General features: G+C 73.7%; 10 protein-coding genes. 4 read left to right on the forward strand and 6 right to left on the reverse strand.

Annotated elements, in window-relative coordinates; translation table 11 throughout:
* The first annotated feature begins 46 nt into the window (after positions 1-46).
* The 3 genes from ABD808_RS05630 (at position 47) to ABD808_RS05640 (ending at position 6,668) form a co-directional block, all read left to right on the forward strand.
* Positions 47-3,295, forward strand: a complete 3,249-nt coding sequence (locus ABD808_RS05630) for a DUF4132 domain-containing protein (protein WP_344890859.1) — start codon at positions 47-49, stop codon at positions 3,293-3,295.
* A 147-nt stretch (positions 3,296-3,442) separates the two neighbouring features.
* Positions 3,443-4,681, forward strand: a complete 1,239-nt coding sequence (locus ABD808_RS05635) for an AI-2E family transporter (RefSeq protein ID WP_344890862.1) — start codon at positions 3,443-3,445, stop codon at positions 4,679-4,681.
* Positions 4,682-4,778: 97 nt separating this feature from the next.
* Complete coding sequence (locus ABD808_RS05640; RefSeq protein ID WP_344890865.1) at positions 4,779-6,668, forward strand: glycoside hydrolase family 3 protein; 1,890 nt, start codon at positions 4,779-4,781, stop codon at positions 6,666-6,668.
* A 34-nt stretch (positions 6,669-6,702) separates the two neighbouring features.
* Here ABD808_RS05640 and ABD808_RS05645 read toward each other — a convergent pair whose 3' ends face one another.
* A complete protein-coding gene (locus ABD808_RS05645; RefSeq protein ID WP_344890868.1) occupies positions 6,703-7,452 on the reverse strand; it encodes an alpha/beta fold hydrolase in 750 nt (249 codons plus the stop codon).
* A 313-nt stretch (positions 7,453-7,765) separates the two neighbouring features.
* Between ABD808_RS05645 and ABD808_RS05650 the strand changes: the two genes are divergently transcribed.
* Positions 7,766-8,398 carry a LysE family transporter gene (locus ABD808_RS05650; RefSeq protein ID WP_344890871.1) on the forward strand — a complete coding sequence of 211 codons (633 nt, stop codon included), beginning with the start codon at positions 7,766-7,768 and terminating at the stop codon, positions 8,396-8,398.
* A 20-nt stretch (positions 8,399-8,418) separates the two neighbouring features.
* Here ABD808_RS05650 and ABD808_RS05655 read toward each other — a convergent pair whose 3' ends face one another.
* Genes ABD808_RS05655 through ABD808_RS05675 form a run of 5 tightly spaced genes read right to left on the reverse strand, consistent with a single transcriptional unit; the run spans position 8,419 to position 12,551 of the window.
* Complete coding sequence (locus tag ABD808_RS05655) at positions 8,419-8,991, reverse strand: GNAT family N-acetyltransferase (protein WP_344890873.1); 573 nt, start codon at positions 8,989-8,991, stop codon at positions 8,419-8,421.
* 54 nt (positions 8,992-9,045) lie between these two features.
* Complete coding sequence (locus tag ABD808_RS05660) at positions 9,046-9,990, reverse strand: YihY/virulence factor BrkB family protein (protein WP_344890876.1); 945 nt, start codon at positions 9,988-9,990, stop codon at positions 9,046-9,048.
* 10 nt (positions 9,991-10,000) lie between these two features.
* Positions 10,001-10,546: a DUF3618 domain-containing protein gene (locus tag ABD808_RS05665; RefSeq protein ID WP_344890878.1), complete on the reverse strand. Its 546-nt coding sequence runs from the start codon at positions 10,544-10,546 to the stop codon at positions 10,001-10,003.
* A complete protein-coding gene (locus ABD808_RS05670; protein ID WP_344890881.1) occupies positions 10,543-11,037 on the reverse strand; it encodes a phage holin family protein in 495 nt (164 codons plus the stop codon). The genes ABD808_RS05665 and ABD808_RS05670 overlap by 4 nt, the downstream gene beginning before the upstream one ends.
* A gap of 29 nt (positions 11,038-11,066) precedes the next feature.
* Positions 11,067-12,551: an MFS transporter gene (locus ABD808_RS05675; protein ID WP_344890884.1), complete on the reverse strand. Its 1,485-nt coding sequence runs from the start codon at positions 12,549-12,551 to the stop codon at positions 11,067-11,069.
* Positions 12,552-12,674 lie beyond the last annotated feature (123 nt).

Here is a 12,674-nt window from a genome sequence, read left to right on the forward strand (position 1 = left end):
CTGACCCGATCATGACTGTCGGTGCGCCGCCCTACGGTGTGGCGGCATGGACGAGGACACCCTGACGATCCCGGCGCCCTGGCGGCGCCGCCTGCACCCGCGGCGCGGCGGAACCCCCGGCCCCGCCACCGCGATCGACCCGGCCGCCGCCACCACACTGCGCCGCAGGCTCGACGACCAGGCCCGCGACGTCCAGGACGTCATCGGCCACCCCCGAAGCGACCCGCGGCTGGCCACGGCCGCGCGCCGGTACCTGGACGGGCACGACGACCCGCTCGGCGCGACGGTGACCGGGCTGATCGCCGTCCGCCGCGACCGCGACCAACCCGACTCGCTGGCCGGGCTCGTGGACGCCTGGTGCGCCCGGCACGGCGCCGCGTTCACCGCCGCCGCCGTCGCCGGGCTCGGGCACGCCGAGGCCACCTGGGAATGGATCGAGCCCGGCAGGGTCAGCGAGGCGTGGCTGCGGCCCCGCGACCCCGGCGAGCCCTACGGGCCCTGGTGGGCGATACGGGACACGCTGCGCCGGACGCGGGCCGTCCTCGCCGCCGCCGACGACACCGAATACCGGCGGGCCGCCGACCTGCTGGGGGAGTACCGCGAGGACCCCTTGACTCGGCTCCTCGCCGCCTACCTGATGCCCACCCGCCAGGACTGGGTGGACGAATGCGTCACCGAAGCCCTGGACGGTGTCCAACCCGGCAGATCCTGGATGCTGTGGTGCTGCGTCCAGACCCCCGACCAAGCCGTGGCCCTGAGCGACGCGGACCGGGTCCCGACCGACGCCGCCGTGGCCACCACCGCCGTCGAGGCGGTCGGCGCCGCGATGGCGCCGCTGCTGGCCCGCGCCTACGACGCCGCGCACCGCGCGGAGGCACGCAGGGTGTCCGCCGAACTGCTGGCGATCCTGCCGACCGACGAGGCGTTCCAAGCCCTCCTCGACCGCACCGGAAAGGACGGCGCGGCAAACGGCAAGGCGGCAAACGGCAAGGCGGGCAGGTCTGGCAAGGACAGGGTGCGGCCCGCGTTGGCGGCGGCCATGCGACGGTTCCCCGACCGCGCCGCCCGGCTGCTCGGCGACGCCGCGTCCGGGACGGGCCCCACCGCCACGATCGCCGCCGAGCTCCTGAAAGACCACCGGGCCGTCCACGCGACCCCGCCGTCGCCGAGCGCCCCGAAGGCGATACCGGCCGCGGCGCCGCGGGACGTGCCCGCCTCACTCATCGACCCGCCGTGGAGCAGCGACACCCGCCCGCCCGGACCCGTCATCGACGGGCTGGTCGCACCCGACGGCGACGCGGTGCGGTGGGCCGACGGCGAACGCGAACTGTGGAGGGGACGCCCCTACCCGCCGCCGGACCGGGAATGGGACCAGCAGATCGCCGCCCACCAGACCGGACGCCTCAGCTCCTGGGAGACCGTCGAACTGTTCCGCGACGGGCCCCTGGAACAGGTGCGGCCACTGTTCGCCGCATGGGCCGCCACCGACCCGGGATGCGGTTTCGCGCTGCAACCCCTGGCCGCCCGGTACGAACTGGACGCCGTCCCGATGATCGCCGACGCCGCCGCCACGGCCCCCGCCGAGTTCGGCGAGACCCTCCTGCCGTTCCTGACCGAACGGGTCGCCGCGCTGATGGCCGACTGGGCTGTCCGCCTCAAAACGGCGCGGCCCATCGCCCACGACTGGTTCGCGCGGCACCGCATCGGCGCCGCCGTGCAACTCGTCCCCACCGCGCTCGGCCCGCACTGCCGCGCCCGGAGCGCCGCCGAGTTCGCGCTCCTGCACATCGCCGACAACGAAGGCGACGCGGCGGTCGTCGGCGCCGCCCACATCTACGGCGCCGACGCCGCGGCCGCCGTCACCAAGCTCCTGGAACCCGGCGCGGACCGGCTGCCGCCCGTCCGCGTCCCCACCATCGGCGCCTGGGCAGACCCGGCGCTCCTGCCGCGCGTGCTGCTCGAAGGCCGCGATCGGGCACTGCCCGCCGACGCCGTCCACACGCTGCTGACCACCCTGGCGCTGCCGCTGCCCGGCGGCGCGCGCCCCGACGTGTCCGACGTCGTGCGCGCCTGCGACGCCGAATCGCTCGCCGCGTTCTCCTGGGACGTGTTCCAGCGGTGGGACGCCGCCGGGCATCCCGCCAAGGACGGCTGGGCCCTCACCCAACTCGGCCTGCTCGGCGGCGACCCCGCCGCCCGCCGCCTCACCCCGCTCATCAAGGCGTGGCCGGGACACGGCCGCCACGCCAACGCCGCCACCGGACTCGACGTCCTCACCGAGATCGGCACCGACCTCGCCCTCACCCACCTGCACGCCATCTCCCGCACCCGCCGCTACCCGGCGCTGCGGCGACGGGCCCGCGCCGCGATCCGGCAGGTCGCCGACGACCTCGGACTCACCCGCGACGAACTCGCCGACCGGCTCGTCCCCGACTTCGGCCTCGACGCCCACGGCACCCTCGTCCTGGACTACGGGCCACGCCGGTTCACCGCCGGGTTCGACGAACTCCTCCGCCCCGTCGTCCGCGACCAACACGGCAAACCCCGGAAGACACTCCCGAAACCCGGCGCCGCCGACGACCCCGCCCTCGCGCCCGCCGCGTACCGGCGGTTCGCGGCGCTGCGCACCGACGTCCGGACCGTCGCGACCGACCAGCTCGGACGCCTGGAGTCCGCGATGACCGAACGCCGCACCTGGTCCGCCGCCGACTTCCGCCGGTACCTCGCAGCCCACCCGCTGATGCGACACCTGGCCCGCCGTCTCGTCTGGGCCACCGGCGACGACACCACGTTCCGCGTCGCCGAGGACGGCACGTTCGCCGACTCGAACGACGACGTCTACGACCTGCCCGACACCGCGCGGGTCCGCATCGTCCACCCCCTGGACCCGCCCGGCGCGCTCACCCCGTGGGCGCCGGTGTTCGCCGACTACGAGATCGCGCAACCGTTCCCGCAGCTCGAGCGGCCCGTCGACGCCCTCACCGCCGACGAACACCGCACCGAGAACCTGGACCGCCACGAGGGCGCCACCGTCCCGCTCGGGCGGCTCCTCGGCCTGGAACGGCGCGGCTGGGAACCCGAACACGTCGGCGACGCAGGGATCGTCGGCGGCATGACCCGCGGCCTGCCCGGCGGCGCCGCCGCCCACATCGCGTTCGACCCCGGCGTCCCGATCGGCCACCGCGACGCCGCCGAGCGGATCACCGTGTCCGTCTGGATCCAGGGCACCGAGATCCTGGGCCCGGTCGGCGTCTCCGAACTGCTCACCGAACTCGCCGCCGCCCTCACCCCCTGACCCGGCCGCCCCGCCCCGCCGCCGTCCGGGCCCCGCCGGTCGGTGGCGGCGGCGAGTCTCGTGGGCGGGTGAAGTCTCGGCAAAAGTCCGGCGCGGGCCGGTGCGCGCACTCGCGGACCGGCCGCCCGGCGCGGTTACCGTGCGGAAATGCCGCAGACGCCGGGCGACAGCGCCGCCTACGCGCCCGCCGACCTCCCGCCCGACGCCGCCGCCGAACCCCCCGGCACGCGACGGCCCGGCACCAACGGAGAACCCAACGGCGGGACGCGGGACGGCGCCACGACGCACCCGATGCCGCGCTGGCTGCCCAAGGCGTTCCTGCTCGCGGGCGCGATCGTCCTGCTGTTCCTGGGCGGACTGTGGCTCCTGCGCCAGCTCAGGGAACTGCTGCTGCTCCTGCTCATCTCCCTGTTCCTGGCGTTCGCGATCGAACCCGCCGTCAACTGGCTGGCCCGGCGCGGCTGGCGGCGCGGCCCCGCCACCGCGCTGATGTTCCTGGTCGTCGGCGCCCTCGCGGGCGGGTTCCTCGGCGGCATCGGGTCGCTGCTGGCCACCCAGACCACCAACGTCATCGACGGGTTCCCCGGCTACGTCCAGCACCTCATCGGATGGATCAACTCCACCTTCGGGACGAACCTGTCACAGGACACCCTGTTCCAACGGCTGCCCACCGTCACCGACACCCTGTCGCGGCACCTGTCCGACGTCGCCCAGAACGCCTGGGGCATCGGCGCCACCGCCTTCGGCGTCATCTTCAAAGGGCTCGGGGTGCTGCTGTTCACCTTCTACCTGTCCGCCGAAGGCCCCCAGTTCCGCCGCACCATGTGCTCCCTGCTGCCCCCGCGGCGGCAACGGCAGGTCCTGTGGGCGTGGGAGATCGCCGTCGACAAGACCGGCGGCTACATCTACTCCCGCGCGCTGCTCGCCCTCATCTCCGGCATCGCCCACTACGCCGCGATGGCGCTGCTCGGCGTCCCCAACGCCGCGACGCTCGCCCTGTGGGTCGGCGTGGTGTCCCAGTTCATCCCCGCCGTCGGGACGTACCTGGCGGGCGCGGTGCCCGTCCTCATCGCGCTGACCGTCGCGCCGTCCACCGCCCTGTGGATGCTGCTGTTCGTCGTCGGCTACCAGCAGCTCGAGAACCTCCTGCTGCAACCCCGCATCACCGCCCGCACCCTGGACATGCATCCTGCCGTCGCGTTCGGGCTGATCCTGGCCGGAGCCGCCGTCGTCGGCCCCATCGGGGTCGTGCTCGCCCTCCCCGCGGGCGCCAGCATCCAGGCGTTCGCGTCCGCGTACGTGCGGCGCTACGAGATCGAGGAACACCCCCTCACCCGGCCCGACGCCCCCGCCGGAGCGATCTGGCGGCGGCTGAGCCGCAAATGACCACCACCGCCCGTGGACGGCCCCGTCCCACGGCGCTAACGTCCGGACAAGGAACCCCAATCGCCGGGACGACATTCGGGGGCGGAAGGGAACCCACATGCACCGCCCCCACAAACCCCACCCCAGGCCCCACCTCAAGCCGCATTTCAAGCCGCACCGTCGGCCAGGGCTCGCGGCGCTCACCGCGACCTGCCTGACCGCCGCCTGCCTGACCGCGCTCACCGCACCCGCCCACGGTGACGCGCCCGCCGACGGGCACGGCAAGGACCCACGGCTCATGCGCGTCCTGCGGTCGATGACGCTGCGGGACAAGGCCGCGCAACTGTTCGTCCTACAGATCCACGGCACCAGCGCCGACACCACCGACCCCGCCGCCGTCGCAGCCAACCGGGGGCTGTACGGCGCCGACAACGCCGCGCAGGTCATGGCCCGCTGGCACCCCGGCGGTTTCATCTACTACGGCGAGAACGTCACCGACCCCCACCAGCTCGCCGCGTTCTCCAACGGCATCCAGCGCGCCGCGATGGCCACCCCGCACCGGATCCCCGCGACGATCGCCGTCGACCAGGAAGGCGGCATCGTCGCCCGCGTCCAACCACCCGCCACCCAGTCGCCCGGCGCGATGGCGCTGGCCGCCGGACGCCGCACCGGCGACGCCCGCGCCCTCGCCCGCGTCACCGGTTCAGAGTTGCGCGCCATCGGCGTCAACCAGGACTACGCGCCCGACGCCGACGTCAATGTCGACCCCGCCAATCCCGTCATCGGCGTCCGGTCCTTCGGATCCGACCCCGCCCTGGTCGCGTCCATGGTCACCGCGCAGATCGGCGGCTACCGCGCGGGCGGCGTCACCCCGACCGTCAAACATTTCCCCGGTCACGGCGACACCACCACCGACAGCCACACCGGCGTCCCCGAGATCGACCACACCCGCGCGGAATGGGAGCGCCTCGACCTGCCGCCGTTCCGCGCCGCCATCGCCCACGGCGCCGAATCGATCATGACCGCGCACATCGTCGTGAAATCGCTGGACCCCTCCGGCGACCCCGCCACCCTGTCCCGGCCCATCCTCACCGGCATCCTGCGCGACCGGCTGCACTACCGGGGCGTCGTCGTCACCGACGCCCTCGACATGGCCGGAGTCCGCGCCAAGTACGGCGACGAACGCATCCCCGTCCTGGCCCTGAAGGCGGGCGCGGACGTCCTGCTCAAACCGCCCGTGGACGACGACGGGACCGGCGTGTTCCCCCGGCAGCTCGCCGCCGTGGTCGCCGCCGTCCAATCCGGGGAACTCACCGAGGAACGCCTCGACGAGTCGGTCTACCGGATCCTGGAGCTCAAACAGCGGCGCGGCCTGTTCCGCGACCCCTACGCCGACGAATCCAAGATCGGGGACGTGGTCGGGACGGCGCCGCACCTGGCCGCCGCGCAACGCGCCACCGACCGCACCACCACGCTGGTGAAGAACGCCGCCGGAGTCCTGCCGCTGCGACCCGGACCCCGCAAGGTGCTGGTCACCGGCTGGGGCGCCGCCACCACCGCGATACTCGGCACCGAGATCGCCCGCCGCGGCGGCACCGCCACCGTCCGGCAGACCGGACTCAGCCCCGGCCGCGCCCAGATCGACCAGGCCGTCGCCGCCGCCCGCGACCAGGACCTCGTCGTCGCCGTCACCAACCGCGCCTGGGACGTCAAGGACGAACCCGGCCACAACGGGCCCGGTCAGGCCGCCCTCGTCAACGCGCTCGTCGCGACCGGAACCCCCGTCATCGTCGTCGCCGCCCGCGACCCCTACGACATCGCCTGGTTCCCCGACGCCACCACCTACCTGGCGACCTACTCCGCCACCGCCGAGGCGGTGCGGTCGGCCGCCAAGGTCCTGTTCGGCGAGGTGAACCCGCGCGGGCGGCTCCCCGTCACCATCCCCGCCCGCGACGACCCCGGCACCGTCCTCTACCCGTTCGGACACGGCCTCCGCTACCACCCCTGACCGGCGGCGTCCCCCCCCCCGCTGTCGTCTCGCGTCAGGCGGGGGCCGACAGCTCGTCCAGGAGCGCGGCCAGGTCACGCGGCCGCGACAGCATCGGCCAGTGCCCGGTCGGCAGCTCCCGGTAGGTCCAGCCGGGCCCGGCCATCAGCGCGAACATCGGGTCACCGGCCTCGGCGGCCTGCCGGACCACCCCCAACGGGATCGTGCTGGCGATCAGCGCGCGCGGCGTGTCCGGGATCGGGACGGGACGCGCCGCCCGCTGCGTCGCCGTGCCGAACGGCTGCGGCGTGCCGCGCCTCCGCATGGCGGCCAACTGCTCCGGCGACAGCCCCTCCAGGTTGACCGGGTCGGCGGACGGGTCGAACGGCGGCACCGGGATCATCCACCCGTCACCGTCCTCGGCGACCCGCCGCTCCAGCGCCGCCCGCGTCTCCGGATCATGGAAGTCGATGCCCGCCAGCCCCGTCGGCATCGGCCCCGAGTCGACGTACACGACGCGGGCGATCCGCCCGGGTACACGGTCGGCCGCCGCCGTGGCCGCCATGTTCCCGCCGCTGTGCACGACCAGCACCACGTCGGTCAGGTCCCCGTCCTCGATGACCCGGACGGTGTCGTCGGCGTGGGTGTCGACGTCCACGTCCGGTGACGCCTCACCGGCCCGCTCCGCCACCCCCGTCAACGACACCGCGTGCACGTCGTGACCCGCCGCGCGCAGCGGCGCGGCCACCTCGTCCCACACCCACGCGCCCAGCCAATGCCCGGGGACCAGCACGAACGTCGCCATGTCAACCGTCCTTCCACCGTCGAAGCGCCCTCACACTACGACCCGTTCAGGACAGAACCTGTCCGCATGAACGGCGGCGCGCCGTGCCACCGTCTTCGCCGCCGCGCCCGGGGGTTGAAGGTCGCCGGGACGTGGGTGACACTGACGGCAGGTGCCGGGTGGGTCTTCCCGGCGAAGAGTTGGAGGCGCTGCTGGTGAACACCGCAGCCATGCGGTGCGCCTCGGTATGCGCACCAGACGCCGACCCCTTCGCCTCGCCCACCCGCTGACCTCCCGGCCCGCGGTGGGATCGACAAAGGACCGCGTGCCGAACATGACCGAAACTGTCCTTTCCGGCCTCGTGGCCGGGTACGCGCTCGCCATGCCCATCGGGGCCATCGCCGCGTTGATGGTGAGCATCGCCGCACACACCTCACTCCGCGTGGGCATCGCCGCAGCCCTGGGCATCGCCACCGCCGACGGCCTGTACGCGGTCGTGGCCGTGCTCGGCGGCGCGGCCGCCGCCGACCTCGTCGAGCCCTTCACCCGACCCCTGCGATGGCTGGCCGCGCTCGTGCTCGCCGTCCTGGCCGCCCGCATCGCCCTCACCACGATCCGGCGCCGCCGGGCGGACGACGACCCGGCCTCCGCGCACCCGCGTGTCCTGACCCGTTCGGCGGGCGCCTACACCGGGTTTCTTGGGATGACCCTGCTCAACCCGTACACGATCCTCTACTTCACCAGCCTCGTGCTCAGCCGCCAGGACACCACCGACGTCACCGCCACCACCAACGGCGGCTACATCGCGGCCATCTTCACCGCGTCGGTGAGCTGGTTCGTCCTGCTGGCGATCGGCGGCGCCACGCTGGGACGGTTCGTCACGGGACGCCGCGGGCGACTCGCGACCGGACTCGTGTCCAGCCTGATCGTCGGGGGGTTGGCCGTGAACGCGGCGCTGTCGGCGTGACGCGCTGGTCAGGTGCCGGGTCAGGGGCGGGGTTGGGGGCGGGCGTCCCACTCGTGGCGCAGCATGGCGTAGATGACCTCGTCGCTCCACTCGCCCTTGACGATCTCGTTCTGGACGAGGTGCGCCTCACGGCGCATGCCCAGGCGTTCCAGGACGCGGGCGGACGCGGCGTTGCGGCCGTCCAACCGTCCGCACACCCGGTGCAGGCCGAGGCCGTCGAACCCGAGCCGCAGGACCACCTCGGCGGCCTCGGTCGCGAAGCCCTTGCCGTGGTAGGCCGGGTTGAAGATGTAGCCGATCTCGCCCTGCTGGTGCTCCCTGCTGCGCCACTGCAAGTTCACCTCGCCGATCAGGTCGCCCGTCTCGCGCCAGATCACCGCCAGGACGAGCCAGTCGCCCTCCTTCTCCACGGTGGACGCGCTGATCTTCTCCTTCAGGAAGGCCCGCGACTCCTCCAGATTCCGGGGCTCCCAGTACAGGAAACGCGCCACCTCGGGCAACGACTGGTAGGCGTACAGGCCGCCCAGGTCACTGTCGCGGAACCCCCGCAGGGTCAACCGCTCGGTCTCGATCGGGTAAGCGGGACGGAGCATACGGTGAGCCTATCCACCATGTCCGGAATTGGGCGACCATTTATGCGGCCCGTCTCAGCCGCCGCCGTCGTTCTTGTCGTCGAATCCGCGGGTGTCGCGGGGCTCCACGTACGGTTCGTCGTCGGGACGGTGACCCGCCTCGATCGCGCGGCCGCGTTCCAGTTCGGCGTTCAGTTCCGCGCCCAGCAGGATCGCCAGGTTCGTGATCCACAACCACACCAGGAACACCACGATCCCGGCCAGGCTGCCGTAGGTCTTGTTGTAGGAGGAGAACCCCGACACGTACAACGCGAACAGGCCCGACGCCACCAACCACAACACGATCGCCAGGACACCGCCGGGCGTGACCCACCGGAACTTGCGCCTGGCGTTGGGACCCGCCCAGTACAGCAGCGAGAACACGAACGCCACGACCAGGAACATCACCGGCCACTTGGCGATGTTCCAGACGGTCACCGCCTGGGACCCGAGACCGAGCAGGTCACCGGCCTCGCGCGCCAACGAGCCCGACACCACCACCGCGATCACCGACGCCGACATCAGCGTCAACGTCACCAACGTGAGCAGGACCCGCAACGGCAGGGTCGTCCAGAACGGGCGGCCCTCCTGGACGTCGTACACGACGTTGGACGCGCGCATGAACGCCCCCACGTACCCCGACGACGACCAGATCGCGCCCGCCAGGCCCAGCAGCGCGACGACTCCCGCGCCGCCCCGGCTGCCCTGCAACTCGGTGAGGGAGCTGACGAGGAGGTGCTTCACCGACCCGGGCGCGACGTCGGCGACGCTGTCGATCAGGTCCTGCGTCGCCGACTGGCCCGCCAAGCCCACCAGCGACACCACCACCAGCATCGCCGGGAAGATCGACAGGATCGAGTAGTACGTCAGCGCGGCGGCCCAGTCCGACAGGTTGTCGCGCTGGTATCCGCCGACCGCGCGTTTGAGGGCCTGCCACCACGAGGACGGTGTCAGATCGGTGGGTGCGGCGGGGGCGGCCACGATCGTCCCTTCACAGGAACGTGCGGCGGCGGCCCCGGCTGGTGCGCCGCTGCCATGGACGCGTCCGGCCTCGCGCGGGCACCATCGTGGCCCACCGTGACTTGCCCCGTCGTGACCTGCCATGCCGCGACCAGCCATGCCGGGACTTGCCGCGCCAGGGCGTGCTGTGCCGGGACGTGCTGTGCCGTGACGCGGGGGACGGCATCCGCGTCTTCATGCCCTGCCGCAACCCCGTCCCGGAGCTGGAGGAGTGATGGCGCCATACCACCAGAGCGCCCAGTGCGAGGGCGCCCACCGACGCGACCGCGACACCGCCCCGTTTGGCCTGTTCGGCGGAGCCGTCGCCGCGGGCGCGCGCGGCCGCGTCCCGGGTCGACGACGCGGTCTCCCGCGCCCTGCCCCGAACCCGCGCGATCTTCTCCTTGGCCATGGCCTTCACGTCGGCCTTGGCCGCGAGCTGCTCCACCGTGTCGCCCAGGTCGTGACGCGCCCGGTCGACCTCCTGACGCAACTCCTCGGTACCCGCGTCGGCGCCGTGCTTGCCCTGCGTCGTCATCGGTGCGTCGCCCTCTCCTTCAACTCGGCCACGGTCTGCTTGGCCCCCACCATGGCCCGCTCCGGTTTGGGCGGCGTGGCGCGCCGGACCTGCGCGCGTCCCAGCATCGCCAGGACGCCCGCCACCAGCATCAGGAACCCGCCGATGATCAGCGCGGCGGCCCAGACCGGCAGGGTCACCGCGATCCCGGCGACCGCCGCCGCCAGCAGCACCGCCACCCCGTACAGCGCCACCAGCGCGGCGCCGCCGAACATCCCGGCGCCGGTACCGGCGTGGCGGGCCTTGTCCTTCAGCTCGGCGACCGCCAGCCGCAACTCGGCGCGCATCAGCCCCGACGCCTGCTGCGCCGCCTGCTTGACCAGCTCACCCGTCCCGGCCTCGTGGCGTCGCCCGTCGAACTCGGGGGCGCGCCCCTGGTCGTGCCGGTGGGCGCCCATGGTCCCGGCTCCGGCGTCGGTCTCGCCGTCATGTGTCGGCCGCACGATGCTCATAGCCTCGGGCTCCCTCCGCGAGTCATGCTTCATCGAAGCCTGCTCAAAGCCGTTCCCTCAGTTCGCCGCCTAAACGTTGCCGCGTCCCGGCGACGGCGCGGGGACGGCGCCGGGACGAGCCAGGTCAGGGCCAGCGCGGCCACCCACAGCGCGACACTCACCCAGGCCAGCGCGTGCAGCCCGGAGGCGAACCGCTCGGGCCGCAGCGCCGACCCCGCCACCGACCCGTACACCGCGACGCCGAGAGCCGTGCCGACCTGGCGGGCGGTGTTGTTGAACCCACCCGCCAGACCCGCGCGGCCGGGCGGGGCCGTGCGCATCGCGGCGGCGACCACCGCCGTGACGATCAGCCCGTCACCGATCCCGATGGCCGCCAGCGTGGGCAGCAGCGCCCCGTACGAGGTGGCGTGGGACGCGGCTCCGACCCGCAGGAGCGACAGGCATCCGGCGGCGGCGATCGCGGTGCCCGCCACCAGCGGGAGGCGGGGGCCGAAGCGAGCGGTCAGACGGCCCCCGACGGGCGCCAGCAACGCCAGCGGGACCGCCATCGGCAGCAGCATCGCCCCGGCCGTGAACGCCGACCGGCCGCCCGCCTGCTGGAGCAGCAGCGTCGCGACGAACAACACCCCGTTGGTGACCAGATTCATGATCAACGCGATGCCGTTGGCGCCGAGGAACGCCGGGGCCCGCAACAGCCCGCCCGGCAGCATCGGCGCCGCCGCCCGTCGCTCCGCCACCGCGAACGCCGCACCCGCCGCCACCGCCACGACGGCCGCGACCGTGGCCGTGCGGGCGTGGCCGTGACCTGCGGCGATGACCGTCCACACCAGGCCGCCCAAGGCGAGGGGCGCCAGCATCATCCCGGCCCGGTCCAACGGCGCCCCACCGCGGCGCGTCCCGGGATCGCGGACCAGCACCAGCACACCGGCGACCGCCGCCGCCACGATCGGCGCGTTCAACAGGAAGATCCACCGCCACCCGGCCGAGTCGACCAGCGCCCCGCCCAGCAGCGGCCCGGCGGGCAACGCGGTCGAGGACACGCCCGCCCACATCCCCAGCGCCCGCGCCTGCTCGGCCCGCCCCGGATACATCGCGGCGATGAGCGCGAGGCTGCCGGGCAGGAACAGCGCCGCGCCCGCGCCCTGCACCGCCCGCGCCGCGATCAACGCCCCCGCGCCCGGCGCCGCCCCGCACGCCAGGGACGCCACCCCGAACAGGCCGAGGCCCAGGAGCGTCGTCGCGCGGTGCCCGACCCGGTCGGCGAGGGCACCGCCGCCGAGTAGCAGCCCGGCGATGGCGACGGCGTATCCGTCCACGACGCCCTGCAACCCGGCCGGTCCGGCGCCCAGGGCCCTGCCGATGCCGGGGAGCGCGACGTTGACGATCGTGACGTCCAGCAGCACCAGGAACATCCCGGCGCACAGCACCGCGAGCGTCACGGCCCGCCGAGGCACCGGCCCGGCGGCGTTCCGGGTCTCGGGGGACACGTGCGATTCGCGGGTTGGCGGCTTCATGCCTCCACGGTGCTGCCGGAACGTTTCGATCTGGCTCGAACGATCGCGGGGAAGCGCCTGGGGGTCGGACGTTCGGCAGCCGGGCTAACGCAACCGGTGTTCCGGGCGAGCGGAAAACAGCGG

Origin of the sequence: Actinomadura meridiana (assembly GCF_039537545.1) — a bacterium.
Classification (GTDB): Bacteria; Actinomycetota; Actinomycetes; order Streptosporangiales; family Streptosporangiaceae; genus Spirillospora; species Spirillospora meridiana.